General features: G+C 61.5%; 19 protein-coding genes. 13 read left to right on the forward strand and 6 right to left on the reverse strand.

Features of this window, described 5'->3' with window-relative positions:
• Positions 1-27 precede the first annotated feature (27 nt).
• The 5 genes from AC2VNO_RS15095 (at position 28) to fnr (ending at position 5,816) form a co-directional block, all read left to right on the forward strand.
• A complete protein-coding gene (locus AC2VNO_RS15095; RefSeq protein WP_486934888.1) occupies positions 28-2,505 on the forward strand; it encodes a heavy metal translocating P-type ATPase in 2,478 nt (825 codons plus the stop codon).
• A complete protein-coding gene (ccoS, locus tag AC2VNO_RS15100; RefSeq protein ID WP_486934889.1) occupies positions 2,502-2,732 on the forward strand; it encodes a cbb3-type cytochrome oxidase assembly protein CcoS in 231 nt (76 codons plus the stop codon). The genes AC2VNO_RS15095 and ccoS overlap by 4 nt, the downstream gene beginning before the upstream one ends.
• Positions 2,732-3,433 (forward strand): sulfite exporter TauE/SafE family protein, encoded by a 702-nt coding sequence (locus AC2VNO_RS15105; RefSeq protein ID WP_486934890.1) that lies wholly within the window; start codon positions 2,732-2,734, stop codon positions 3,431-3,433. Before ccoS ends, AC2VNO_RS15105 begins: the two co-directional genes overlap by 1 nt.
• A gap of 106 nt (positions 3,434-3,539) precedes the next feature.
• On the forward strand, positions 3,540-4,955 hold the full coding sequence (gene hemN / locus AC2VNO_RS15110; RefSeq protein ID WP_486934891.1) for an oxygen-independent coproporphyrinogen III oxidase: 1,416 nt from the start codon (positions 3,540-3,542) through the stop codon (positions 4,953-4,955).
• Positions 4,956-5,069: 114 nt separating this feature from the next.
• Entirely contained in the window at positions 5,070-5,816 is a 747-nt protein-coding gene (gene fnr / locus AC2VNO_RS15115) for a fumarate/nitrate reduction transcriptional regulator Fnr (RefSeq protein ID WP_486934892.1), read from the forward strand.
• Positions 5,817-5,888: 72 nt separating this feature from the next.
• Here the strand turns inward: fnr and ttcA are convergent, their stop codons facing one another.
• From ttcA to AC2VNO_RS15130, 3 genes are all read right to left on the reverse strand, one after another.
• Complete coding sequence (gene ttcA / locus AC2VNO_RS15120; RefSeq protein WP_486934893.1) at positions 5,889-6,827, reverse strand: tRNA 2-thiocytidine(32) synthetase TtcA; 939 nt, start codon at positions 6,825-6,827, stop codon at positions 5,889-5,891.
• Positions 6,828-6,915: 88 nt separating this feature from the next.
• Positions 6,916-7,545, reverse strand: a complete 630-nt coding sequence (locus AC2VNO_RS15125; protein WP_486934894.1) for a 3'-5' exonuclease — start codon at positions 7,543-7,545, stop codon at positions 6,916-6,918.
• 25 nt (positions 7,546-7,570) lie between these two features.
• Positions 7,571-9,391 (reverse strand): DUF294 nucleotidyltransferase-like domain-containing protein, encoded by a 1,821-nt coding sequence (locus AC2VNO_RS15130; protein WP_486934895.1) that lies wholly within the window; start codon positions 9,389-9,391, stop codon positions 7,571-7,573.
• A gap of 669 nt (positions 9,392-10,060) precedes the next feature.
• Here AC2VNO_RS15130 and AC2VNO_RS15135 point away from each other — a divergent pair.
• The 4 genes from AC2VNO_RS15135 to AC2VNO_RS15150 all read left to right on the forward strand — a co-directional run bounded on the left by AC2VNO_RS15135 (position 10,061) and on the right by AC2VNO_RS15150 (position 16,789).
• Entirely contained in the window at positions 10,061-10,321 is a 261-nt protein-coding gene (locus tag AC2VNO_RS15135) for a DUF4212 domain-containing protein (RefSeq protein WP_486934896.1), read from the forward strand.
• A gap of 6 nt (positions 10,322-10,327) precedes the next feature.
• Positions 10,328-12,124 carry a sodium:solute symporter family protein gene (locus AC2VNO_RS15140; RefSeq protein WP_486934897.1) on the forward strand — a complete coding sequence of 599 codons (1,797 nt, stop codon included), beginning with the start codon at positions 10,328-10,330 and terminating at the stop codon, positions 12,122-12,124.
• A 94-nt stretch (positions 12,125-12,218) separates the two neighbouring features.
• Positions 12,219-12,734, forward strand: a complete 516-nt coding sequence (locus AC2VNO_RS15145; RefSeq protein ID WP_486934898.1) for a hypothetical protein — start codon at positions 12,219-12,221, stop codon at positions 12,732-12,734.
• A gap of 101 nt (positions 12,735-12,835) precedes the next feature.
• Positions 12,836-16,789 carry a hybrid sensor histidine kinase/response regulator gene (locus AC2VNO_RS15150; protein ID WP_486934899.1) on the forward strand — a complete coding sequence of 1,318 codons (3,954 nt, stop codon included), beginning with the start codon at positions 12,836-12,838 and terminating at the stop codon, positions 16,787-16,789.
• Positions 16,790-16,884: 95 nt separating this feature from the next.
• On the opposite strand, the gene AC2VNO_RS15155 is transcribed toward AC2VNO_RS15150, so the two are convergent.
• Positions 16,885-17,547 (reverse strand): response regulator transcription factor, encoded by a 663-nt coding sequence (locus AC2VNO_RS15155; RefSeq protein ID WP_228578817.1) that lies wholly within the window; start codon positions 17,545-17,547, stop codon positions 16,885-16,887.
• Positions 17,548-17,884: 337 nt separating this feature from the next.
• Between AC2VNO_RS15155 and AC2VNO_RS15160 the strand changes: the two genes are divergently transcribed.
• From AC2VNO_RS15160 to AC2VNO_RS15170, 3 genes are all read left to right on the forward strand, one after another.
• A complete protein-coding gene (locus tag AC2VNO_RS15160) occupies positions 17,885-18,169 on the forward strand; it encodes a con-10 family general stress protein (protein WP_486934900.1) in 285 nt (94 codons plus the stop codon).
• 149 nt (positions 18,170-18,318) lie between these two features.
• Positions 18,319-19,155 carry a manganese catalase family protein gene (locus tag AC2VNO_RS15165; protein ID WP_486934901.1) on the forward strand — a complete coding sequence of 279 codons (837 nt, stop codon included), beginning with the start codon at positions 18,319-18,321 and terminating at the stop codon, positions 19,153-19,155.
• A 43-nt stretch (positions 19,156-19,198) separates the two neighbouring features.
• On the forward strand, positions 19,199-19,717 hold the full coding sequence (locus AC2VNO_RS15170) for a ferritin-like domain-containing protein (RefSeq protein WP_486934902.1): 519 nt from the start codon (positions 19,199-19,201) through the stop codon (positions 19,715-19,717).
• Between the two features lie 152 nt (positions 19,718-19,869).
• Here the strand turns inward: AC2VNO_RS15170 and AC2VNO_RS15175 are convergent, their stop codons facing one another.
• Both AC2VNO_RS15175 and AC2VNO_RS15180 read right to left on the reverse strand, forming a co-directional pair.
• Entirely contained in the window at positions 19,870-21,912 is a 2,043-nt protein-coding gene (locus AC2VNO_RS15175; RefSeq protein WP_486934903.1) for a CocE/NonD family hydrolase, read from the reverse strand.
• Between the two features lie 18 nt (positions 21,913-21,930).
• Positions 21,931-23,220, reverse strand: a complete 1,290-nt coding sequence (locus AC2VNO_RS15180; protein WP_486934904.1) for an ATP-grasp domain-containing protein — start codon at positions 23,218-23,220, stop codon at positions 21,931-21,933.
• 276 nt (positions 23,221-23,496) lie between these two features.
• Between AC2VNO_RS15180 and ligD the strand changes: the two genes are divergently transcribed.
• A complete protein-coding gene (ligD, locus tag AC2VNO_RS15185) occupies positions 23,497-26,052 on the forward strand; it encodes a DNA ligase D (RefSeq protein ID WP_486934905.1) in 2,556 nt (851 codons plus the stop codon).
• The last annotated feature ends 5 nt before the right edge of the window (positions 26,053-26,057 follow it).

Genomic DNA, 26,057 nt, shown 5'->3' on the forward strand with positions numbered 1-26,057 from the left:
CCGACTGGCGTTAGCCCAAGAGTCGCCATGAGTCACGTCGCCACCGAGACCGAAGCCGCGACTGCCGGCTGCTACCACTGCGGCAACGTAGTGCCTCCCGGCGCGCCCTGGACGATCACGCTCGACGAGCGCAAGCACTCGCTTTGCTGCCCCGGCTGCGAGGCGGTGGCGCATGCCATCGTCGACGGCGGTCTGGCCAGCTATTACCGCTTTCGCACCGAGCTGCCCGAGCGGCCGGACGAACGTCAGGCGGTCAAGGCAGAGACCTGGGCGGTTTTCGACGATCCGGGGCTGCAGCGGCAGTTCGTGCATGCCGAAGGCGACAGTGATCGGGTCTATGCCACTCTGGCAGTGGACGGCATCACCTGCGCCGCCTGCGCATGGCTGATCGAACATCGGCTCAACGCTCTCGAGGGCGTAAGCGCCAGCGCAGTCAACCTCAGTCATCATCGGGTACGGGTGGCATGGGATCCTGCTCAGCTCAAGCTGTCGCGTATCCTCGCCGAGATGGCTGCCATCGGCTACAGCGCCCAGCCCTACGAGCCGGACGCCGCCCAGCAGCGGTTGCAGTTCGAGGAGCGCATGAACATTCGCCGCCTGATCGTGGCCGCGGTGGGCATGGCTCAGGTCATGATGTTCTCGATTCCCATCTATATGACCGCCCCCGGCGAGATCAGTGAGGACTTCTACGCCCTGTTCCACTGGCTGTCCTTCGCCCTGGCCACACCGGTGGTGTTCTTCTCGGCCATGCCCTTCTTCCGTAACGCAGTGCGCGATCTGCGCACCCGCGTACTGGGCATGGACGTGCCGGTCTCCATTGCCATCGGCGGGGCCTATCTTGCCAGCGGCTATGCGGTGATCGCCGATACCGGTGAGGTCTACTTCGACTCGGTGGCGATGTTTACCTTCTTCCTGCTCTTTGGCCGCTACGTGGAGGCCCGTGCACGGCGCCGCAGCGGCCATACCGGCAACGTCATGGCCGGCGCGCTGCCGCTCTCGGCGGTACGCCTGGAAGCCAACGGCGAGGAGCGCATCCTGCCGGCCAGCGAACTCGTCGCCGGCGACCGGGTGTTGATCAAACCCGGCCATGGCGTGCCGGCCGATGGCATCATCGAAGAGGGCGAATCGAGCCTCGACGAGTCGATGCTCACCGGCGAGTACCTGCCCGTGACCCGACGCGTCGGTGACAGCATCACCGGCGGCAGCCAGAACATCGAGAGCCCGCTGATAGTACGCGTCACCCATGCGGGCAAGGATGCGCGGGTGGCAAGCATCGTCGATCTGACCGACCGCGCCTTCGCCAGCCGCCCGCGCCTGGCCCAGTTGGCTGCGCGCATGTCGCACCTGTTCGTGCTGCGCCTGCTGATAGTCACCGTCTGCGTGACGACCGCCTGGTGGTTCATCGATCCCAGTCGCATGCTGTGGGTCATGCTCTCGGTACTGGTAGTGACCTGCCCCTGCGCCCTGGCGCTGGCAACGCCTACTGCCCTGACTGCGGGTCACGGTCAGCTGCGCCGCCGCGGCATCCTGATCACCCGTGCCGACGCCATCGAGTCGCTGTCACAGGTGGACCGTGTGATATTCGACAAGACCGGCACCCTGACCTGCGGCGAGATGCAGCTCGTCGATACTCGCCCCCTCGGGGATCTTGAGCCTGAGCGCGCCAAGGTCATCGCCGCGGCACTGGAAGCCCACTCCGAGCATCCCATCGCCCGCGCTTTCAGCCCTTGGCGACTGGCTACGGTGGATGCCGGCGACAGGGTCAGCCGCACCGGCCAGGGCGTCGAGGGCGTAATCGATGGCAAGCGCTGGCGCTTGGGCCGGCCGGATTTCGCCGCCCCGGAACAAGCGCTCGAGGCCCCGGGGGACGGCCAGTGGTTGCTGCTCGGCGAGGAGGGCCAGCCCCGAGCCTGGTTCGGCCTGCGCGACCGCATGCGTGACGATGCCCTTGAAACCGTCGCCGAGCTGAAGGCTCGCGGCATCCAGGTGGAGTTGCTGTCGGGCGACACGGTATCGGCCGTACGCGGCATGGCCGAGCAGCTGGGTATCGACACCTGGCAGGCTGGAGCCAGTCCGGAAGACAAGCTGGCAAGAATTCGTGAGCGCCAGGCGACCGGCGAGAAAGTGGCCATGATCGGCGACGGCATCAACGACGTGCCGGTGCTGGCCGGAGCCGACGTCTCGGTGGCCATGAACGGTGCCACCGATCTGGCCCGGACCAGCGCCGATGCGGTGTTGATGAGCCCGCGTCTGATGCGTATCGTCGAAGCCATCGAGATCGCCCGCGCCACAAGGCGCATCATGCGCCAGAACATGATCTGGTCGGTGTGCTACAACTTCTCGGCACTGCCCCTGGCTGCCATCGGCATCGTGCCGCCCTGGGTCGCTGCGCTGGGCATGTCAGGCAGCTCCCTGGTCGTCGTGGGCAATGCGCTGAGGCTCAACCGCTTTCGCCTGCGCCCCGCTCCGACGCCGACATCAGACATGCGACTGGTGAATGCATGACCATTCTTTATCTTCTCATTCCGCTGTCGTTGATCCTGCTCGGCCTGGCCGTGTGGGCCTTCTTCTGGGCGGTGAAGAACGATCAGTTCGAGGATCTGGAGGGCCCCGCCCATCGTATCCTGTTCGACGAAGACGATAACGATCTGACCCCGGAGGAACGGGAACGGCGGCGCCGGGCCCATCGGCGACCGGCCGACAGCGACGACGACCCCCCGGCGCAGCGCTGATGGATCCTACCGGGCTCGGCCTTCCGCCGCTGCTGGCGGCTTTCGTCTTCGGACTGCTTGGTGGCGCTCATTGCATCGGCATGTGCGGCGGTATCATGAGCGCCCTGACCTTCGCCGTACCACCCAGCATGCGTAGCCCCGCCAGACTTAGCGGGCTGCTGCTGGGTTACAACCTCGGTCGTATCGCCAGCTACATGATGGCCGGAGCACTGGTGGCTGCGCTGGGCACTGTCTTCGCACTAACCCCCGCGACGCGGGTGGTGCTGCAATTGTTCGCCGCGGTCATGCTGATTCTGATGGCGCTTTATATCGCCAACTGGTGGAAGGGCCTGCTCAAGGTGGAAGCGCTCGGTCGGCATCTGTGGCGCCACCTCGAGCCCATCGGCAAGCGCTTGATGCCGGTGGTCAGCTTGCCTCAGGCCATAGGGCTCGGGGCAATATGGGGGTGGCTGCCCTGTGGGCTCGTCTATTCGATGCTGGCCTGGAGCCTGGCCACGGCGGACCCGTTGACCGGAGCAGCGCTGATGGGCGCCTTCGGGCTTGGTACCCTGCCCTCCCTGCTGGTGACCGGCTTCGCCGCACGCCAATTGGGCACGCTGATTCGCCACCCGGCAACTCGCACCTTGGCCGCACTGACGATCATCGCTTTCGCCGTGTGGCAACTCGTCGCCTTGCTGCCTCATGGCGCCTCGGGTCATTGAAGGCCACCGCTGACACGGCATTATCACTTCGTTTGACGCAGCTCAATCCAGCTTGGCCGGTGTACCGCTAGCATTGGGCCAATCGTCAGCCTTTCGGAGTGCCATCATGTCCGTCCCCGCGATGTCCTTGCATCGAGCGATGGCCGACCCTTTCGCCTGGGACGAGGCCCTGCTGCGGCGCTACGATACCAGTGGCCCGCGCTATACCTCGTACCCGACCGCCAATTCGTTCAATGAGGCGTTTGGCGAACCGGACTATCAGGCCGCCCTGGCTCGCAGTAATGCCGACGGCCGTCCACTCTCGCTCTATGTGCACATTCCCTTCTGTCGCAAGGCCTGCCACTACTGTGCCTGCCACAAGATCACGACCAAGGCGAGCAAGGTGGCTGAGCCCTATATCTCGCGCCTGGACCGAGAGATGGTGCTGGTCAAGCCGCATCTGGACACACGCCGGGAGGTGGCTCAGCTTCACTGGGGCGGCGGTACGCCAACCTTTCTCAGCCTCGACCAGATGAGCGACCTCATCGATCGGCTCGATGCGCGCTTCGGGCTTTCCAGCGCCCGCGATCGCGACTATGCCATCGAGATCGATCCACGCGAGGCCGATGTCTTCACCCTGCGCCACCTGCAGGCGCTGGGCTTCAATCGCCTGAGCCTCGGCGTGCAGGATCTAGACCCCAAGGTCCAGCGTGCCATCAATCGCCTACAGCCGCGCATCCTGACCGAGGCATTGATCGATGAAGCGGATCGGCTGGGTTTTCGCTCGCTCAACCTGGACTTGATCTACGGGCTGCCCTTCCAGAACCGTGACAGCTTCGCTGCCACCCTGGAGCAGGTCATCGCCATGGCCCCGGCACGGCTTTCCGTCTTCAACTACGCCCATATGCCCGAGCGCTTCGCGGCTCAGCACCACATCCGTACCGAGGATCTGCCCGGCCCCGAAGAGAAGCTGGCCATCCTGCGAACCACCATCGCCATGCTGACCGATGCGGGTTACGTGCATATCGGCATGGACCACTTCGCCCGATCCGACGACAGCCTGGCCATCGCCCAGCGCGAGGGCACCCTACAGCGCAACTTCCAGGGCTATTCCAGCCATGCACAATGCGACCTCGTGGGGCTTGGGGTCTCGGCGATCTCCTGTATCGACGATGTCTACGTGCAGAATCACAGCAATCTCGCTGCCTACGAGAATGCGCTGGATGCGAGCCACCTTCCCACTGCCCGTGGCATACGGTTGTCCTTTGACGACCGGGTCAGGCGGCATGCCATCGAGCGGTTGATGTGCGACATGGAGCTGGATCTGGATGAGCTGAGCGAAACCTTCAGCGTCGACGCGCCTCGCTACCTGGCGGATGCCCTGCTGCGTCTGGAGATTCCTCGCCGGGACGGACTCGTGGTATCCGAAGGTAACCGGCTGATCGCAACTCCCATCGGCCGGCTGCTGATCCGTCATCTGGCCATGGCCTTCGACGCAAGGCTGCCGACGCAGCCCGAAGCGCAGTTCTCACGCATCTTGTAGCGTTACGGAACGAACAAAGTAACCAACCGTTGCGGTCAAAAGTCGCAAGGGGCATGTTACATGCACCAATAATGTTCCATAATGCCTCCATGACCATGATCAAGGAGGTGGAGCATGCCGGTTAACGCAGCCAATGCGCTCGGCAAGCGGCGTTCGCTACTGCATGAAACCCGCTGTCAAAACTGCAGCCTGAGCTCACTGTGCTTGCCTCTTGCTCTGGAACTCGAGGACATGGAGCAGTTCGATGCCATCATTCGGCGTCGCTCTCCGCTGAAGAAGGGCGAAGCCCTTTTTCGCCAAGGCAGCGCCTTCAGCAGCGTCTTCGCGGTACGCTCCGGCAGCCTCAAGCAGACCACCACCGAAGGCTCCGGAGAGGATCAGGTCACCAATTTCTACTTGCCCAGCGAGCTTGTGGGTCTTGACGGCATCGACGAGCAGATCTACCCCGGCAGCGTGATCGCTCTCGAAACCACTACGGTTTGCGAGATCCCCTTCGATCGGCTGGATACCCTGTCGGAACAGATTCCCGAGCTGCGCGGTCAGCTCTATCGCAGCATGAGCAAGGAGCTGCGCGACGATCGCAAGATGATGCGTCTGCTGTCGCGCAAGACCGCCGACCAGCGTCTGGCCAGCTTCTTCACCAGCCTGTCAGACCGCTTCCGTCGCCGCGGATACTCCCCCTACAGCTTCCGCCTCTCCATGTCCCGCGCCGATATCGGCAACTACCTGGGGCTGGCAGTGGAAACGGTAAGCCGGATTCTCGGCCGCTTTCAGCAGCAGGGTCTGGTGGAGGTTTCCGGACGCGAGGTGAACATACTCAATCTCGAGGCCTTGCTGGCCCAGGCCCAGGACGACCAGTAAGGCGACTCGATCCGTCGTGAAAAAACCGCCTGGCGCAAGCCCGGCGGTTTTTCGTGCGTTCAGATCGAGGACTCAATCGCGGGAGAGGTCCAGAGCGTCGATACGGCGTTCGCGCCTGTGCGCCTGCTTCGCCTCGAGCCCTTCGAAGTCGAACAGCTCGCGGTCGGCCAGCTGAGACGGCGCCACGTTGGTTACCGCCTTGAACATCGTTTCGAGGCGCCCTGGGTGCTTGCGCTCCCAGTCGGCCAGCATCTCCTTGACCACCTGGCGCTGCATGTTGGGCTGCGAGCCGCACAGGTTGCAGGGAATGATGGGGAAATCCATCAGCCTGGCAAACTCGGCGATGTCCGCCTCACGGCAGTAGGCTAGCGGCCGAATGACGATGTTCTTGCCGTCGTCGGAGAGCAGCTTGGGCGGCATCGCCTTGAGCGTGCCACCGTAGAACATGTTGAGAAACAGGGTCTCGAGGATGTCCTCGCGGTGATGCCCCAGCGCCACCTTGGTCGCACCGATCTCCTCGGCGAAGCCGTAGAGTGAGCCGCGTCGCAATCGCGAGCAGAGCGCGCAGGTGGTCTTGCCCTCCGGCGTCTTCTCCTTGACCACCGAATAGGTGTCGCGCTCGAGAATGTAGTATTCGACGCCGGCGGCCTCGAGGTATTCAGGCAGGATATGTTCGGGGAAGCCCGGCTGCTTCTGGTCCAGATTCACCGCTACCAGGGAGAAGTTCACCGGCGCGTTGCGCTGCAGATTGCGCAGGATCTCGAGCAGGGTATAGCTGTCCTTGCCGCCCGACAGGCAGACCATGACCCGGTCGCCTTCGTGGATCATGCCGTAGTCGATGATGGCATGGCCCACCTGACGCCGCAGGCGCTTCTGAAGCTTGTTGAACTCGCGTCGCCCCTTGGCGTCGAGCGACTCCAGCGGAGAGGGCTCCCTACTCGCTTCGCCCGGCCCACTCTGAGCACTGCGGTAAGCGACGGTAGGGGGATCGAAAATCACGGCGTCTTGCATGATCGGGCTGCCACGGCATGATGAATGATGGGTGGCATCCTACCATCGCCACTGTCCGGTGGCGACGCCATGAAAGGGTTTCAGCGCCTCATGCCTCTTGCCGATCCGGCATGCCGGCCCGCTCCAGCCGCAGGTACATCAGCGCCGTGGTCACCGCATCGCCAAGCGCGGTATGACGACCCATGACAGGCACTCCCAGCGACTCCGCCACCGCCTCGAAGCGCTGTGCACGAGGCTCCGGCTCCATGACGCTGCGACGCAGCTGGCGATGATACAGCTGTGCCACGTCGATACCGCTGTTGGGCAGGTCGAAACCGAAGCGCGGCCTGATCTGACGGTTGAGGATGGCCAGGTCGAACTCCAGGCGCCAGCCCAGCAGCGGGCGGTTGCCAATGTAATCGAGCAGGGTTTCCAGCGCCTCATCGACGCATACGCCGTCGTCGAGATCGATACCGCGCAGGCCGTGAATCCGGATGGAGTCGCCGGTCAGACTGGCCGGGCGTTTCAGATGCAGATGAAGCGATTCGCTTGTCAGCACCCTGTCGCCACGCACCTTGACCGCACCGATGGACACGGGCTCGGCAGTGCGTGGATCGACGCCAGTGGTTTCGCAGTCGATGGCCACTAGCTCATCCCCAGTATAAGGATGAAACAGCCAGCCGTATTCGCCATCGGCATGGCGACGACGATCGCTGGCACGGCGTAGAACTCGAAACATGCCCTTACTCCTTAAGTGCTGCCTGTCAGGTATATTCGAGGTGATAGCGTTGCGACAGGCTCTGCTTGAAATCCTTGACGATATGCAACGCCTCACGCAGCAGGTCACGCTCCAGTGAAGAGAGCTGCTGTACCACGACGCGGTCCGGGCTCTTGCCGTTGAGCTCTCCTCCGAGACGTTCCAGTTGCTGCTTCAAACGCAGCTCGGTGAACAGCGAGAGCGCCTCGGCCAGATCTTCTGCCACCCGCTCTTCCAATCGCCCGTCGGCTACCAGCGCCTCGAGCCGCTCCAGGGTAGATGTCGGTTTGATACGCCGCTCCAGCGCCATGGTGCGAACGCCATGTACGATCGGGAAGATGCCGCCTTTCTTGATGTCGATACCGTGCTGGGGTTTCTTCAGAGAACCGAACAGAGTCAGCGGTGTGGAAAAGCGCAGTGCCGTACGGGCGAAGTAGGAGAGCAGGATCTCATCACGCGAGCACTGTTCGAAGAGTGCCTTCCGCACGCGGTCGAGCAGCGCCGGATTCCCCGCGACGGCGTGAGAGTCGAGCATGATGGCGAGCTTCATCAGGCTATCGCCGTCGCGCTTCTCTGCCCAACGGGCGATGCGCTCTTGCCACTGCGACACGGAGCCCACCCACTGCGGGTTGTTCACCATGATATTGCCGGGACAGGGCGGATAGCCCAGCTCGATCAGCGTCTCGGTGAGGCGCTGCATCTGCTCGCCCACTTCCGGCCACTCCAGACCGTCGGCGAGTATCAGGCCGTTGTCCTGGTCGGTCTTGAGAATCTGCTCGCCACGCCCTTCGCTGCCCATCACCATCAGGCAGCTGTCCGGGTGATAGCGCTCCTCGATCAGAAAGCTCCAGGCCTTGGACATGATGCGTCCGTTGAGTGCCGCCAGCAGGCCCATGGCGAAGCGCAGTTTGACGCCCTGCGCCATCAGCGCCTTGACCAGCTCGGGCGTGCGCCGGCTGGCACGAAACAGGGCATCGAGACTGTCGGCCTGTTCCACTTGCAGGCTGACGACATAGCTGCGACTGGAGAAATAGCTCAGCACATCGGTCAACTCCACCACACCGATGAGCTGGGACTCCTCCATTACCACGACCCGCTCCACCTTGAAGCGGGTCATCATGACCAGCACCTCGAACAGGTACTGGTCGGGGCGCACCGTCACCAGTTGGAAGTTCGCTATATGCTTCAACTGGCTCTGCTGATCCTGCCCTTTCAACACCAGCGCTTCCAGCAGGTCGGTCTTGGTGACCATGCCCGCGCCATCCTCACCCTCCACCAGCAGGCTGTCGGCGTGGCTTTCATGCAGCCTGGCCACCGCTTCGGCAATGGTCGCTCCCGTTTCCATACATAGTGGGGGACGCATGCACTCGCTGACCCGCGCCAGCATGAAGCCGGCCATGGTCACGCCCCCCTCGGCGCGCTGTTCCGTCAGCAGACGTGCCTTGTGGGCCAGGGTTTGCCGGAAGAATTCGGCAAAGGCCGGGTAGTCGTCGCAAAGCTGCAGGAAGAGCGCCTTGGGCAGCAGGTAGCAAAGGCTTTCCTGCTCGGCGCGAAAGCGATAGCGGCTCTTGCCGTTGAGGATACTGATGGCGCCGAAGAGATCTCCTGCCGTGTAGTGGCCAAGGCGTTCACGCGCCCCGGGTTGGGTGGTATCCAGCTCGGCCACTTCGCCCTTGTGGATGAGGAAGACGTACTCACCCGGCTGGCCGGTTTCCAGAATGATCTCGTCGCGGTCGAAATAGGCCAGGTCGATGCCGTTACGGACACGCTCTCGGCCCTCCTCGTCCAGAAAGGAGAAAGGCGGTTGGGAAAGATCGACATCGACCATCTCTATACTCCCGTGCTACGGCCACCTTGCCTCGGTTCATCACGACGACCTGGAGCGGAGCGACAGCGACACCAGGTCGAGTACTAGAGCGGCACGGCAACGACGTTAATCTTTCCTTCGACGTTACTTCTCAAGCTTTGAATAGCACTCTTCGGGCAGGATAACAGCCCCACGATTTAAGAGATAACCTAGACCAACGTCCAAGGACGAGTTGTTGTGTATGGCCAGACGCCTTCCACGGCGAGTGTTCTTAACAAAACATCTTATAGACAAAAGTTTAATGATAGACAATCGTCCTATCAGCGACTCTCGTCGTCATGTAAAAACGCCAACGCAGGAACATAGAAGATTGAAAATCAAGAGAAAAAAGAAGAATCGTTTTATTACAGTTTACTCATGATACCAAAGTCTGGGATTTTATTTTCTGCATTTATTGACCAGTATTGCTCATGAGTCATACAGGGTGATCGCACCTGAAAAAAGCGACTCGACAACGGGCAAGTGGTCGTGGTGGGAAGTGAGGATCGTCCGCAGGGAGCAAGGGAGCTCAAGGCGCAAACCGGCCTTCGTTCATGCCATCCGACTCCTCTCGCTCAGTGCACCCCCTGAAGAAACCTGGCAACTCTCTGTGCGACTTCCCAACCTTAACAACAAGTGGAGAGCATCACTATGGCAGATGATAAAACCAATGCTGCTGCGTACTGGAAGGCGAACGTCCGCCTCATAACCGGATGCCTGATCGTCTGGGCATTCGTGTCCTATGGCTGTGCCATGCTGTTTCGCCCCCTGCTTTCAGGCATTCCGGTGGGCGGCACCGACCTCGGGTTCTGGTTCGCTCAACAGGGTTCCATCCTGACCTTCATCGTTCTGATCTTCTTCTACGCCTGGAAGATGAACAGGCTTGACCAGAAGTTCGGCCTTGGGGAGTAAGCCAGCATGAGTCAGTTTGCTATCAATCTGCTGTTCGTGGGTGGCTCATTCGCCCTCTATATTGGCATCGCCATCTGGGCACGTGCCGGTTCGACCAAGGACTTCTACGTTGCCGGTGGTGGCGTTCATCCGATCACCAACGGTATGGCTACGGCCGCCGACTGGATGTCTGCAGCCTCGTTCATCTCCATGGCCGGCCTGCTGGCTTCCGGCGGTTATGCCAACTCGACCTTCCTCATGGGCTGGACCGGCGGCTACGTCATCCTGGCCATGCTGCTTGCGCCCTATCTGCGCAAATTCGGCAAGTTCACCGTGCCCGACTTCATCGGCGATCGTTTCTACAGCAAGACCGCTCGCGTGGTGGCGGTAATCTGTCTGATCGTAGCCTCGGTGACCTATGTTATCGGTCAGATGACCGGCGCCGGCGTTGCCTTCTCGCGCTTCCTTGAGGTGCCCAGCAGCGTGGGCATCTGGATCGCCGCAGGTATCGTCTTCCTGTACGCCGTGTTCGGTGGCATGAAAGGCATCACCTACACCCAGGTGGCTCAGTACATCGTACTGATCATCGCCTATACCATTCCTGCGGTCTTCATCGCCATGCAGCTGACCGGCAACCCGATCCCGATGTTCGGCATGTTCAGCACGCACACCGAATCCGGCGTCCCGCTGCTGGCCAAGCTCGACGAAGTGGTCAATGCGCTCGGCTTCCGCGATTACACCGCCGACGTGGACAACAAGCTCAACATGGTGCTGTTCACCTTGTCGCTGATGATCGGTACCGCCGGTCTGCCCCACGTCATCATCCGCTTCTTCACCGTACCCAAGGTCGCCGACGCACGCTGGTCTGCCGGCTGGGCGCTGGTATTCATCGCCCTGCTCTACCTGACCGCCCCGGCAGTGGGTTCCATGGCACGCCTCAACCTGGCCACTACCATCTTCCCGGAAATGGCCGGGCAGGTAGAAGACTACGAAGAAGCTGCCGCCAACCCGATTCTCTACGAAGAGCGTCCGGACTGGATCCGCACCTGGGAAGACACCGGGCTGATCACCTTCACCGATCTCAACAACGACGGCCGCATCCAGATGTACAACGATGCCAACCCGGCGTTCCAGCCCATCGCCGCAGATCGTGGCTGGGAAGGCAACGAGCTGACGGTGAACAACGACATCCTGGTACTGGCCAACCCGGAAATCGCCAACCTGCCAGGCTGGGTCGTGGGTCTGATCGCGGCGGGCGGTATCGCAGCGGCTCTCTCTACCGCAGCGGGTCTGCTGCTGGCGATCTCTTCGGCCATCAGTCATGACCTGATCAAGAACACCATCAATCCCAGCATCTCCGAGAAGGGTGAAATGTTGGCGGCGCGAATCTCCATGGCGGGCGCCATCCTGCTGGCCACCTATCTGGGGCTCAATCCGCCAGGGTTCGCGGCGCAGGTTGTGGCACTGGCCTTCGGTATCGCTGCTGCCTCGCTGTTCCCGGTGCTGATGATGGGTATCTTCTCCACCCGCATGAACAGCAAGGGCGCCATCTGCGGCATGCTGGCCGGCCTGCTCAGCACCCTGCTGTACATCTTCATCTACCTGGGTTGGTTCTTCATTCCCGGCACCAACATGCTGGCGAATACTGCCGATAACTGGCTGTTGGGCATCTCCCCGCTCTCCTTCGGTGCGGTGGGCGCGATGATCAACTTCGCCGTGGCCTTCGCCGTCTCTTCCGCTACCGAAGAGCCGCCGCAGGAGATCCAGGATCTGGTCGAGAGCGTGCGTTACCCGAAAGGCGCTGGCGTTGCCATCGATCACTAAGCCATAATCTGCCCCCGGCCCTTCCAGGGCCGGGAACCGAATCAGATCGGGCTTCCCCATCGGGAGGCCCGATTTCATTGAAAAAGGTGGCGTCATGATATGGCACTTGATTGCGGCGATTTTTGCCGGCCTGGGGGCTGCCGGTATCGGTCTGATGCTGCGCCTGGCAAGCGGCAAGCGGCTGCCGACGTGGATCATTCCGGTATTTGCCGGTCTGGGCATGCTGGGCTACCAGATCCACTATGAATACTCCTGGTTCGAGCACAAGCAAAGCCAGCTGCCCAATACGGCTCAGGTGGTACATACCGAGCAGGACAGCATGCCCTGGCGACCCTGGACCTATTTCTATCCCATGACAAAAGCTTTCAGCGTCGTCGATCTAAGTAGCATGGTGCCGCGCCAAGTGGACGATCAGCAGCTGGTCGAGTTCATTCTCTATCGCTTCGAGAAGGAGTACATCGACCGGCTCCACCACCAGCCGTACCTGATGAACTGCACCACGTCCGAAATGGTGCCTATCAGCGAAGAGAGTCGACAGCCTCTGACAGATGCCATGCGCAGGGTGAACGAGGGTTCACGCTTGCTAGAGGCGGTCTGCTCTCCCTGGTAGCCTTGCCATAGGGGCCGCACCGTTATCGATGCCCTATCGGCCCGTATCTTCGCGGGCCGAGCTCGCTTTAGACTGGTCGGCTCTTGCCGGGGGGAGAACGCATGTTTGCCGGTTGGCTGCTGATCGTCGTCTCACTGCTCTATATCGCCGTGCTGTTCGGCATCGCCTGGCTGGGCGACCGTAACGCGCGACGCCGTGGCGCCAGTCGCAAGCGCCCGATGATCTACATCCTGGCGCTGGCCATTTACTGCACCTCCTGGAGCTTCTACGGCGCGGTGGGCCAGGCGGCTACCGCCGGCTGGTCGTTCGCCAGCATCTACGTGGGTCCGATACTGACCTTTCTGCTCTTCTGGCCAGTACTGGCCAAGATGATTCGCGTGGCGAAGCGCCAGAACATCACCTCGATCGCCGATTTCATCGCTTCGCGTTACGGCAAGGCTCAGTCGCTGGCGGCCTTTGCCAGCCTGGTAGCCCTGATTGGCACCCTGCCCTACATCGCACTGCAGCTGAAGGCGGTGGCAACGTCGTTCGCCGTGCTGACCGATGCCGCCGACATTACCCACACACCGGTATTTGCCGATACGGCATTCTTCGTGGCGCTGGTCATGGCAGCCTTCGCCATTCTGTTCGGCACCCGCCACACGGACGCCACCGAGCACCATGAAGGTTTGATCCATGCGGTCGCCTTCGAGTCGATGGTCAAGCTGGTGGCCTTCCTGATTCTTGGCGCCTACGTTACCTGGGGCATGTTCGATGGCCTTGGCGAACTGATGGCGCTGGCCGACACCCAGCTCGAACTGCAGCGCCAACTGGCCGATCAGGACTTCGGTCGCGGCTTCTGGGCCCAGACGCTGCTGGCCATGCTGGCGATCTTCTGCCTGCCGCGTCAATTCCATGTGGCCGTCGTGGAGAATACCCACCCCAACGATGCCGCCAAGGCACGCTGGCTGTTTCCGCTCTACCTCGTCGCATTCGCTTTCTTCATTCTGCCCATCGCGGCGGCCGGGCTGACGCTGTTCCCCGACGGCTCGGTGGAGCCCGACACCTTCGTGCTGGCACTGCCCATGGCGGCCGATCAGCAGTGGCTGACCCTGCTGGCCTATATCGGCGGCTTCTCGGCCGCCACCGGCATGGTCATCGTGGCCACCGTGGCGGTCTCGATCATGATTTCCAACGAGATCGTGATCCCGTTACTGTTCCGCCTGCGCTGGCTGGATGCCCGCCCCCGCGACTATGGCCGCCTGGTGCTCCAGGCCCGGCGTATCACCATTTGCGTGATTCTCGCCCTGGCCTATGGCTTCTACCACCTGATCGGTGAGTTCACCTCGCTGGCCTCAATCGGCATGCTCTCCTTCGCCGCGGCGGCCCAGTTCGCTCCCGCCCTGCTGGGTGGACTCTACTGGAAGCGCGGCAACCGGCTCGGGGTCATCGTCGGCATGAACGCCGGTTTCGCCATCTGGGTCTACAGCCTCCTGATGCCGGCCATGATCCAGGGCGGCGTATTGCCGGCGCACTGGCTCGCCGGCGGCCCGTTGGGTCATCCCTGGCTGACGCCCACTGCGCTGTTCGGACTCAACTTTGGCGATGCCTTCACCCACGGCGTGATGCTCTCGCTCGGGGTCAACCTGTTCTGCTACATCTTCGTCTCGCAGATCACTTCACAGCGGGTCGTCGAACGCATCCAAGCCTCGCTCTTCGTCGACAGCGTGGAGACACGCCAGACCTCGGTCAACCGCCCCTGGACCGGTGCCACCACGGTTGGCGACCTCAAGGTACTGTGCGAACGCTTCCTTGGCGCCGGCCAAGTGGCGCGTGCCTTCGACGACTACGCCCGGCGCACCGGCAAGCCGCTCGAAGACGGTAACCGCGCCTCCATCGACGTGATCCAGTTTACCGAGCGCTTCCTGGCATCCGTGCTCGGAGCTTCCTCGGCGCGCATTGTGGTCAACTCGGCGCTGCAGGGTCGCGGCATCGGCATTTCCGACGTGATCTCCATCGTCGATGAAGCCTCCCAGGTACTCGAGTTCAACCGCGCCCTGCTGCAGGCCACCATCGAGAACATCAACCAGGGCATCAGCGTGGTCGATCAGAACATGCGTCTGGTGGTGTGGAACCAGCGCTACCTGGAGCTGTTCCGCTTCCCCGACCACTTGATCCGGGTGGGCGCACCGATCGACAAGATCTTCCGCTACAACGCCCATAACGGCGAGTATGGCCCCGGCGACCCCGAAGAGCACGTGCAGCTACTGATCGACAATATTCGCGACGGCCAGCCGCACCGCTACGTGCGCTACCGCCAGGACGGCAGCGTGCTCGAGGTACAGGGCAACCCCATGCCGGGGGGAGGCTTCGTCTACACCTACCAGGACATCACCCAGCAGAAGCGCATCGAGGAGGCGCTGATACGCTCCGAGAACAACATCCGGATCTATACCGACAACGTGCCGGCGCTGATCGCCTATTTCGACAAGGAGTGCCGCTACCTCTTTACCAACCGTGCCTATGAGCAGGCCTTCCACATCGACCGCAACGAGGTGATCGGCAAGCACGTCAACTCCGTCATCAGTGACGAAATGGCACGCGAGCGTGAGCCCTGGATACATCGCACGCTTGCCGGCGAACGGGTCAGCTTCGAGGTTTCGATGCGCTTGGGCGACGACCTGCGCTACATGCTGGTGACCTATACTCCGCACTTCGGTGAAAGCGGCGCGATTCTCGGTTTCTTCTCGCTTTACCAGGACATCACCGAGCGCCGCCTGGCCGAGATTGCGCTCAAGGAGACCAACGAGACCCTGGAAGAGCGCGTACGCGAACGCACCCAGGCACTCTCGGAAGCCAACACCGCGCTGCGCCAGGAGAACCGGGTACGGGCCGAAGCAGAGCAGGCGCTGCGCCAGGCCAAGCAGGTCGCCGAAGATGCCAACGCTTCCAAGACGCGGTTTCTCGCCGCCGCCAGCCACGACCTGCTGCAGCCGCTGAATGCTGCCCGCCTGTTCACTTCTGCCCTCTCCAACGAGATGGATGCGGTCGACATGAAACGTACCATCGGCCACATCGACAATTCGCTGCAGGCCGCCGAAGAGTTGCTTGGCACTCTGCTGGACATCTCCAAGCTGGATGCGGGCGCTCTCACGCCGAGACGCACGCATTTTGCACTGGCTGACATCTTCCGTCCGCTGCGGGCCGAATTCGAGGTCATGGCCGAGGAGCGCGGCCTCGATCTGATGGTGGTGACGACCAAGGCCTGGGTGGACAGCGACCCCCAGATGCTGCGTCGAATCGTGCAGAACTTCCTCTCGAATGCGCTGCGCTACACCCAGGAAGGGCGGGTGTTGCTGGGCTGTCGACGCCGGGGTTCGCGACTCACCATCGAGGTCTGGGACTCGGGTCCGGGCATTCCCGAATCCAAGCAGGCGGAGATTTTCCAGGAGTTCCGCCGCCTGGATCAGGCTTCACGCCACAAGGAGAGCGAAAAGGGGCTGGGCCTCGGCCTATCGATAGCCGACCGCATGAGCCGGGTGCTCGATCACCCGATCAAGGTTTTCTCCCGCGAAGGGATCGGCACCATGTTCTCGGTCAGCGTGCCGGTCGTGGCGCCGCGCAGCGAGTCCGAGCGCGCCGAGGATGCCGCCTCTCCACGTCGCGTGGGTAACAAGCTGGTAGGCACCCGCATTATCTGCATCGACAACGAGACGCTCATTCTCGAAGGCATGAAGGCGATGCTTTCGGGCTGGGGCTGCGAGGTATACACCGCCACCACCATCGGCGGCGCCAAATCGGTTCTGCGTAACCTAGATGGCGAGCCTGATGCCATTCTGGCCGACTATCACCTCGACAACGAAGTGACCGGGCTCATGGCGCTCGAGGCTCTGAGCGAAAGGCTGGAAAGTGCTGTGCCGGGCATAGTGATCACCGCCGACCGCACCGAGGAGGTCGCCGAGGAGATCCGCCGCAGCGGCTATCACCTGCTGCAGAAGCCGGTACGACCCGCCGCCCTGCGCGCCTTGTTGACCCGCACTCTGCAGGCCAGCCGCGCCACACGGCAGGAAGGCTAAGTCCCCTCGCATACCGTGTGCAGATGGCAAAGAAAAACCGCCGGATGGCTGCATCCGGCGGTTTTATGTTTTCGCTCAGTCCTGACGTGCGCCGCTCAGGATTCGACCTTGGGCGGTTCCACCTCGAGCTTCTGAGCAGCGATGACCGCCTGGGTACGGGAATGAACACCCAGTTTCCGCAGAATGGCCGTCACGTGAGCCTTGATGGTGGCCTCGGAGACGTTCAACTCGTAGGCGATCTGCTTGTTGAGCAAGCCTTCGGTCAGCATGTTTAGCACGCGAAACTGCTGCGGCGTCAGCGATGCAATGGCCTCGGCGAAGCGGGTCTCTTCCTCGTTGGCATCGCCCAACGTGTCGGCCAGCTCTTTAGGCAGCCACACCTCGCCATCGAGAATTTCACCCACCGCCTCGGCAATCAACTGCAGTGAAGAGGACTTGGGAATGAACCCTGAGGCGCCGTAGTCGATGGCGCGCCGGACGACGTGGGGCTCATCGCTGCCGGAAACCACCGCCACCGGAATGTCCGGCGTCTGTCCACGCAGCTGAATCAAGCCGGAGAAGCCGTGGGCGCCGGGCATGTGCAGATCGAGCAGGATCAGGTCGGCATCGGGATGACGAGTCACTACCTCGCTGGTCGCCTCCATGGTGTCGGCTTCCACGATTTCGGCCTGAGGTGCCAGCTGGCGCAGCGCCTGGGTCAGGGCTGCGCGGAACAGCGGATGGTCATCGGCAACGATGAATTTCTGGGCAAAGGCCATGGATTCTCCTCCGGTTCCTCGAGCACGGCGCCAACGGCCGCCACACATGGGGCACTTCGATTGTTCACCGCATGTTACCCCATGCTTGAGCGCTTCCCAAGCACGGGTACGGTGTTGTCGACAATTAACCCGATCTCCCTTCCTCCGACGCTGCCGCCCCCGAGCCTGAACGGACAACTTCCGTTGCACATGGATACAGCATCGTCCTTGTAGGTAGTGAAAGGCGCCACCTATCTTCAAGACGATGGCCAACGCCAGCAGTGCCGAAGACCCGGTAAATGGAAGTACGCAAGGCACGCAAGATTGTGTGCAGGAATGGAACCCCAAGGAGATTACCATGGCACAGCAAAATCAGAATCCCGGCAATTTTGCCAACGACCCGAAAAAAGCCTCTGAAGCAGGCAAGAAAGGCGGCCAGCGCAGCAGCGGCAATTTTGCCAATGACCCCAAGAAGGCCTCGGTGGCCGGACAAAAAGGCGGTCAGCGTAGCGGCGGCAACTTTGCCAATGATCCGCAAAAAGCGTCTCAAGCCGGTCAGAAAGGCGGCCAGAACAGCGGGGGCAACTTCGCCAACGATCGTCAGAAAGCCTCAGAAGCGGGCCGTAAGGGTGGCAAGCGCTGAGCCGAGCCTTACAGGCTCAATACAGATGGCCGGGAAGCGACCCGGCAATCTGTTTCAGACTGAGGGCTGCACCACCTCGGCAATTTAGACGGTGAGGTCCGATACGCGACTGCCGGGTTTCTAGCTGCCGGTAGACGCAAGGAGGCGTCATGTTCCACCATTCATCCAAGCTTCAATATCCCGTCAAGGTCGACAAGCCGAACCCGGAATTCGCCATGCTGCTGCAACAGGCCATTGGCGGGGTCGAGGGCGAAATACGTGTCGCCATGCAGTACTTCTTTCAGGCCATGGGTGCTCGCGGCGACGATCGTATTCGCGACTTGCTGATGTCGACGGCTACCGAAGAGCTATCTCATATCGAGATGCTCGGACACGCCGTAGCGCTCAACCTGGAGGGCGCCCCGGTTTCCTATCAGGAAGCGTCCGCCAAGGACCCGATCGTCAATGCCATTCTTGGTGGCACCAACCCGCGCCACTTGCTCTCCTCCGGCCTTGCAGCGCTGCCGGAAAATGCCAATGGCGTACCGTTCGACATGAGCCATATCTATGCCACCGGCAATGTGGGGGCCGATATGCTGGCCAATGTCACTGCCGAAGCGGGTGGTCGCGTGCTGGCATCGCGCCTGTACAACTGGACCGACGATCACGGCATGAAGGATTTCCTCTCCTTTTTGATCGCCCGTGACACCATGCATCAGCAGCAATGGTTGGCCGTGATCGAAGAGTTGGGCGGCCTCGAGGCGCAGCTGCCGATTCCCAACTCCACACCGGAAAATCACGAGGCAACGGAGCACTCCTACTACTACCTCAATACCCTACTGGATAAAGAGGCCCCCCAAGGCCGCTGGGGTGAAGGGCCGTCTTTCGACGGACGCGGTGAATTCTCGGTCAAGAATCAGCCGGAGCCAGAGGGCCAGGAGCCCAAGCTGGGCCCGGCCAAGCCCCATTCCGGCGCTCAGGAAGAGCAGATCAACCCGCCGAAGTGAAGAAAGCTGGCGGAATCATGGAAGTAACTGAAGGAGATTACCGATGGGTACACAACCGCAGAGCCCCAAGCATCTTGAAGATTGGCTACGCGATGCTCATGCCATGGAGAAGCAGGCGGAAAAGATGCTCGAAACCCAGGCCGACCGTCTGGAGCACTATCCGCAGCTCAAGGCGCGCATCGAGCAGCACATTACCGAAACGCGAGGCCAGGTCGAGAAGATCGAGCAGTGCCTATCGCTGCTGGGTACCGACACTTCGGCCATGAAGGACATGGGCGGCAAGCTGGCCGCATTCGGTCAAGGCATGAGCGGCATGATGGCAAGTGACGAGGTAGTGAAAGGCAACATGGCCAGCTACGCCTTCGAACACTTCGAAATCTCCAGCTATAGGGCGTTGATCCAGGCGGCCAACATGGTGGGCAAGCCCGAAATAGCGCGTATCTGCGAGGAGATCCTCAGGGAAGAGGAAGCCATGGCAGACTGGCTGTTGCAGAACCTTGACGACACCACTCGCCAATTCCTGGAGCGTTCCGAAGACGACGACCTGCGTGCCAAGACCTGAACCTGCCGGCAATTGATGCATAGTTTTCCGTAGGCCCCTCGATTCCCCCGGCTCCGACCGGGGGCTTTTTTTACATGTAGCCGTTTTATCAAAAAAAGCGTCGCAATCGAATGGAGTTGCGACGCTCACGAGACGTTCGAACAGTATTACGATTACATATGGTCGCGAGGAATCACCTTCTCCCAGTTCTTGGAAAACACCCGATAGTCATCCTCATAGGCGTCGAGCTGTGCATGAATGAAAAAGTGGCTCTCGTCGCAGCTCAATACCGTACGTGTGTATACCTCAACGTCCCAGTCATCCCGCTTGAAAGAGCGCTCGGTATAGGTTTCACCTCGGGCAGATGTGAAGTCGTCGTTGACGGCGGTGTACCACTCGCGGGTACTGCGTCGCACTTCGGTACCGATATCCTCGATACGAAAATGCCCCTGGTCGTTGATGACTTCCAGGGTCGACTCCTTGTTCGCCAGGTCACGATGCAGCAACCAATTGTGCGTGCTGGCGGCGAAGGTATGAACCTTCAACGGCGTGGCCACCTGCGGCTCCTCGAATTCGGGGAGGTGCGAGTCTTCCACGCCAGGCGTACGCACGGGGAGTCTCAGCGCGCTACTGTCGGGGTAGATATCGACTTGCGCGGGTTCCGGCGGCAGCCAGGCGAGGGGCCAGTAGGAGGTTGAAATCGACAGCCGCAGCTGATGCCCCGCCGGGAAGCGTTGGGCAATCCCATTCATCGGGATTCGTACACGGTAGCGACGATGGGGCACGAGGGGTTCGGGCTCGGCATCGCTGTCGCGATGAGACAGGTTGAGCAAACCGTAGGTGACGCGGGTCGCCTTGCCGTCCGGCGCCACGTCGGATAGCCGGACGGCAAGCATCGCCTGAGGCTTGTCGCAAGAGATCTCGAGCTCCACTTCCGGCATGCCGAAAATATCGACCGGTTCGGTCAGGGGCGGGCTGCTGAAGACCAGTGAACCACCGTCCTCTTCCCGCTGATCGCCAGGCAGATCCGGCGTGGCCGCGTAGGAACACCACTTGCCCGCGGCCATACCGACGCTGAGTGGCGACTGCAACGCCAGGCCACTCTCCGAGCCGCCGCCCTGATGCCGGTCGCCGGTGCCCTCACCCATGTGAATATGAGAGGGGCCGAGGCCGTAGCGACGCTGCTTGATATTGTCCGATGGCCAACTGGGCTCGCCGATCCAGCGCCCCGGACGCTCATCATAGGAGGTGTCGGGGGGAACGCTGTCCTGCTGCCAAGCCCGTAGCATGGGCTCGTCCATGATTCCCGTGTCTTGGCCCTTCAACCAGTGATCCCACCAGCGTAGTGCCTCCTGGAGAAAGCCGATGGCGGGACCCGGCAGGCCCTGATGCGGGTACTTGTGTCCCCAGGGGCCGATCAGCCCCTTGCGCGGCACCTCAAGATGCTGCATCAGGCGCAGAACGGTATTGGTAAAACCGTCGGCCCAACCGCCAATGGCATAGACCGGGCACTTTATCGCGGCATAGTTCTCGTTGACCGAGCTGGTCGTCCAGTAGGCGCTGCGCCGCTGGTGCTCGAGCCAGGGTTCCAGCCATAGGCCGCTGTTCTCCATACGGTCGAACCACATGTCGCGCCAACGGCTACCGACGATCCGGGGATCCGGCGGCAAGCTGTTGAAGGCGAACATCACGGTGGCCTCGGAGAGATTGTCGCCCAGCAGACAACCGCCCATGTAGTGCATGTTGTCGGCGTAGAGATCGTCGCTCGAACAGATGCTGATGATCGCCTTCAACTCGGGCGGCTGCTTGGCCGCCACCTGCAGGCTGTTGAAGCCACCCCAGGAGATGCCCATCATGCCGACATTGCCATCACACCAGGGCTGTTCGGCAATCCAGGCGATGGCGTCGACGCCATCCTCCTGCTCCTGTTGAGTGTACTCATCGGTGACCACGCCATCGGAATCACCGCTGCCACGCATGTCGACCCGCACGCAAACATAGCCGTGCCCCGCCATGTAGGCATGATTGGCGGCATCACGAGCACGGGTGATGTCACGTTTGCGATAGGGAATGTACTCCATGATCGCCGGCATCGGTGTCTGCTCGGCCGCCACTGGCAGCCAGATCCTGGCTGCCAGCTGAGCCCCATCGCGCATGGGGATGAAGACGTTTTCTATTTCACGAACCTGATAGGGAAATGAATCAATGACGCTCACGATTCCTCCTTGCTGGGTTCATACGATGGGTTCGATCTCGAACTCAAGCGCCTCCAGGCATGCCCTGTAGCGCTCCTCGATTTGTTCATGACTCTCACCCGCCACATAGAGCGTGCCCAGGCGGTAGCTGAAGCTGTCCTGGTGCAGCAGCTCGCCCAGCCGCGTGCCCGGCTCGACGTCGATACGAACCTTGGTGCCGGGGAAGCGCTCCTTGAGAGCCTCGATCTCCGCTTCGCTGGGGACTCGCTTGACGACGCCATCCCGATGCTCATAGGGGATATAACACTTGGCGGCTACGGCTGCGATACCTTGGCGATTGGCCATGGAAGGTCGCTCGCCGAAGGCGATGTCTACGGCCACTTCATGGTTCGACATGCCGTCGACCATGATGAATATTTCACTGTGCGATTGTGAAATGCGGGTATTGAATTCGATCAGCCACAGTTTGTCCATCTCTTCTTCCCACATGAATTCGGCGTTGAAGCAGCCATTGTCATAGCCGATATGCTCGAGGAACCGGCGCGAGACATCGATCATCTCGCGATGGATACGCTCAGGAAGGTTGCTCGGATATTCCAGGCGATCGTAGGGGATGTCTTTACTGACCGAGTTGGGTTGGGCGATGATGCCGTGCACGTTGAACTCGCCGTTGAAGACCGTTCCTTCAGGGGCGCCCTGCGCTCCCGAGACGATCTGCTCGGCAATGCAGGAATTGCCGTCCATCTTCTGGATTTCTGACGGTAGTTCGACATGTCGAAGGGCTTCATTGAACGGATCGCCCAATTGGCGAATGCCCTCCCGGATTTCCTTGATGGCAGCGTTGAACTGCTCCTCGTTTTCTATCCTGAAACCCAAATGCGACGAGAATGCCTTGATCGGTTTTATCCAGAAGGGATAGTCCAGCGTCACCTGGGACAGCGGATTCTCGGCAAAGGGGTCGACGCCACAGAACTCAGGCACGACCTCCGGTATGACCTTCTGCTGTTCAAGGCGGCTCCAGTACTTGTGTTCGCACTTGAGCACGCTTTCCACCGAAGGGGCCGGGATCTGATGTTCCCGGCATAGGATGGGAACCAGGACGCTGGTCGGAAAATCCCACTGTGCCACGATGGCATCGATAGAACCCTCGAACTCATCGAGTTTGCGGCGCGCCTCGTCCAGCAAGGCATTGAAGGAAAAGCTGGGCGATTCGACGGCTTCCTTGACCGACAGCAGGCTGTGTACCTCGAACTGCTCGGCATGCCGCAACGTTTCCAGCTCTTGGCGCTGCTGGTCTTCCAGCGCCACGACGAAAATATTCCTTTTCATTCATCACTCCATGACGATTCCGTTGGAAAGCGTGGCGGCAATGCCAGCTCTCCTTATCCCCATTCCCTTACTCCATCAAGATAGAAAGAGGACCGAAAGGTTCCATGATGAAGACGATTCTTTACTCTTCAGAACTCCGGGAAACAAAGCGGAACTCACCCTCACTTTTCGCTAACTCAACCCTAACTCACCCGTCAGGAGAGTTGCGCTTGAGGCTAGCGGAGCTAGGCTGAAAATGAGACTCGAATAGAGGTTCAGCGGCCAAGGACGATGCCGATGGAAAAACTCAAGGAGTATCGCCGTAAACGGGATTTCAAGCGCACCCAAGAGCCAGCCGGTGGGGATGCCACGGCTGCGTCGAAGGGTGATGCCTACGTGATGCACAAGCACGCGGCGAGCCATGACCACTTCGACCTGCGTCTGGAGCAGGAGGGTGTGCTGCGCAGCTGGGCGCTGCCCAAGGGGCCGAGCCTCGAGCCCGGTGAGAAACGTCTGGCAGTAGAAGTGGAAGACCACCCGCTGGAGTATGGCGGATTCGAGGGCGTCATCCCCGAAAAATCCTACGGCGGTGGAACCGTGATGCTATGGGATCGCGGTACCTGGCGGATCAAGGGCCGCCCCAAACAGGATCGAATCGATATCGAGCTCGACGGCGAGCGGCTCAAGGGCAGTTGGACCCTGACTCGCATGAGCGGCAAGCGTCAGGACAAGCATGGGCGCAACTGGCTGCTGATCAAACGCCATGACGACAAGCCATGCATGGACGCCGCGCTGACGGTCGACCTCGATGAAAGTATCGTCAGCGGCCGCAGCATGCAGGAAATTGCCGAGGATCGAGACAATACCTGGGGCACGACCAAGGAGACGGTTCAGACCGATCATGTCACGCCACCCGACTCGAAGGGCCTCGAAGGCGCTCGCAAGGCCAAGCTGCCCCGCAACGTGAAGCCTCAATTGGCCACACTGGCCCGAGGGGTGCCCGATAAGGGCAAGTGGATTCACGAGATCAAGTTCGACGGCTATCGCCTGCTCGCCCGCCTGGAAAAAGGCGAAGTTCACCTGTTCACCCGCAACGGCAAGGACTGGACACACCGCTTCCCCGATATCGCCCGGTCGCTTAAGGCACTTCCAATCGACACGGGGGTGCTGGACGGCGAGGTGGTGGCCATGGGCAAGGACGGCATCAGCCGTTTCGGCGAACTCCAGGAAGCACTTTCCAACGGGCGTACCTCCGCTCTCGTCTATCAGGTCTTCGACTTGCCCTACCTCGAGGGCCATGACCTTTCGAGGGTCGAACTGCTGGAACGCAAACGCACCCTAGCATCGCTGCTCGAGGCGGCGGAAACGACATCGGACACCATCCGCTACTCCGACCATATCGACTCTCAGGGCGAAGCCTTCCACGAACGTGCCTGCCAGATGGGGCTGGAGGGAATCATCTCCAAGCGAGCCGACAGCCGCTATCAGCAGAAGCGCAGCCGTGATTGGCTAAAGGTGAAATGCGTCAGCCATGAGGAGTTCGTAGTCGGTGGCTACACCGAGCCCGGCGGCTCACGTAGCGGCTTCGGCTCGCTGCTGATGGGCGCTTACGGCAAGGAGGGGCTGATCTATGCCGGCCGTGTCGGCACCGGTTTCAGCCATCGCCTGCTCGAACGGCTCAGCGCCACTCTTGAGGAGCTCGAAGTTAAGCGTTCGCCCTTCCATGGCAACGTGCCGGACAGCCGCTCGGCACATTGGGTGCGTCCCGAGCTGGTAATCGAAGTGGAGTTCACCGAGCGTACGCGCGACGGCCGCCTGCGCCATCCCGCCTTTCGTGGCCTGCGTGAGGATCGCAACCCTGAGGAGATACGCATGACCCCGACCAAGGAGAAGGCCGCAGACATCGCGCCGGAAAAGGACAGCAAGGCGGATCAGGCACCGCCTCGCAAGCGCAAGGGCGAGACCTCGTTGCTCGGGGTGCGCATCACCAGCCCCGACCGGATTCTGTTTCCCGAGCAGGGCCTCACCAAGCTCGACCTGGCCCGCTTCTACGATCAGATTCAGGAGTGGGTCCTACCCCACCTGATCAGGCGGCCGTTGTCGCTGGTGCGATGCCCTCAAGGGCGCAACGACGAATGCTTCTTTCAGAAACACCCGCGCAGCGCCATTCCCGACAGCGTGCCGCGCATCGACGTGCCTGAGAAGAAGGGCAGCGCCGAGTATGTCTATGTCGAAACCGCCGCCGACCTCGTGGGACTGGTACAAGCCGGGGCCCTCGAGATCCACCCCTGGGGCAGCCGCATCGACCATCTCGAGCAGCCCGACAACCTGGTATTCGATCTCGACCCGGACGAAGGCATGGCGTGGAAGGAAATTCTGCGTGTCGCCGGCACCCTGCGCGAGCGTCTCGAGTCGCTGGGGCTCACACCCTTTGTGCGCACTACCGGGGGCAAGGGACTGCACCTGGTAGTGCCGATCGAGCCCGCCGCCGAATGGGACCAGGCCAAGGCCTTCGCCAAGGGCGTAGCCGAAGCCCACGCCAAGGACGACCCTCAGCGACTGACCACCAACATGTCCAAGGCCAAGCGCGAGGGGCGCATCTTCATCGACTACCTGCGCAACGGCCGTGGCGCCACGGCAGTCGCCTCCTACACGGTGCGAGCCCGCGAGAACGCCCCGGTGGCGGTACCGATTCGCTGGGACGAGCTCAATGCCGCGCTGCGTGCCGATCGCTATAACGTCGAAAACCTGCGTCGCCGGCTCTCGGCTCTCCGGCAGGACCCCTGGGCGGGCTTCGCCGAGGCGGCGCGCCCCTTGGACGCCGACCTGCTCAAGCGCGTCGGCGTGAAATAGGTCGC

It is taken from the genome of Halomonas sp. TH-94 (genome assembly GCF_057473365.1).

Excerpts from the sequence above, each read along its gene's own strand:
- AC2VNO_RS15160 (WP_486934900.1), top strand. The coding sequence starts at position 17,885 with ATGGCACAGCAAAATCAGAATCCCGGCAATTTTGCCAACGACCCGAAA.
- AC2VNO_RS15145 (WP_486934898.1), top strand. The coding sequence starts at position 12,219 with ATGATATGGCACTTGATTGCGGCGATTTTTGCCGGCCTGGGGGCTGCC.
- AC2VNO_RS15125 (WP_486934894.1), bottom strand. The coding sequence starts at position 7,545 with ATGTTTCGAGTTCTACGCCGTGCCAGCGATCGTCGTCGCCATGCCGAT.
- AC2VNO_RS15130 (WP_486934895.1), bottom strand. The coding sequence starts at position 9,391 with ATGGTCGATGTCGATCTTTCCCAACCGCCTTTCTCCTTTCTGGACGAG.
- AC2VNO_RS15155 (WP_228578817.1), bottom strand. The coding sequence starts at position 17,547 with ATGGCCTTTGCCCAGAAATTCATCGTTGCCGATGACCATCCGCTGTTC.
- ccoS (WP_486934889.1), top strand. The coding sequence starts at position 2,502 with ATGACCATTCTTTATCTTCTCATTCCGCTGTCGTTGATCCTGCTCGGC.
- AC2VNO_RS15140 (WP_486934897.1), top strand. The coding sequence starts at position 10,328 with ATGAGTCAGTTTGCTATCAATCTGCTGTTCGTGGGTGGCTCATTCGCC.
- AC2VNO_RS15165 (WP_486934901.1), top strand. The coding sequence starts at position 18,319 with ATGTTCCACCATTCATCCAAGCTTCAATATCCCGTCAAGGTCGACAAG.
- AC2VNO_RS15170 (WP_486934902.1), top strand. The coding sequence starts at position 19,199 with ATGGGTACACAACCGCAGAGCCCCAAGCATCTTGAAGATTGGCTACGC.
- AC2VNO_RS15150 (WP_486934899.1), top strand. The coding sequence starts at position 12,836 with ATGTTTGCCGGTTGGCTGCTGATCGTCGTCTCACTGCTCTATATCGCC.
- AC2VNO_RS15105 (WP_486934890.1), top strand. The coding sequence starts at position 2,732 with ATGGATCCTACCGGGCTCGGCCTTCCGCCGCTGCTGGCGGCTTTCGTC.
- AC2VNO_RS15095 (WP_486934888.1), top strand. The coding sequence starts at position 28 with ATGAGTCACGTCGCCACCGAGACCGAAGCCGCGACTGCCGGCTGCTAC.
- fnr (WP_486934892.1), top strand. The coding sequence starts at position 5,070 with ATGCCGGTTAACGCAGCCAATGCGCTCGGCAAGCGGCGTTCGCTACTG.
- ttcA (WP_486934893.1), bottom strand. The coding sequence starts at position 6,827 with ATGCAAGACGCCGTGATTTTCGATCCCCCTACCGTCGCTTACCGCAGT.
- AC2VNO_RS15135 (WP_486934896.1), top strand. The coding sequence starts at position 10,061 with ATGGCAGATGATAAAACCAATGCTGCTGCGTACTGGAAGGCGAACGTC.
- hemN (WP_486934891.1), top strand. The coding sequence starts at position 3,540 with ATGTCCGTCCCCGCGATGTCCTTGCATCGAGCGATGGCCGACCCTTTC.
- AC2VNO_RS15180 (WP_486934904.1), bottom strand. The coding sequence starts at position 23,220 with ATGAAAAGGAATATTTTCGTCGTGGCGCTGGAAGACCAGCAGCGCCAA.
- ligD (WP_486934905.1), top strand. The coding sequence starts at position 23,497 with ATGGAAAAACTCAAGGAGTATCGCCGTAAACGGGATTTCAAGCGCACC.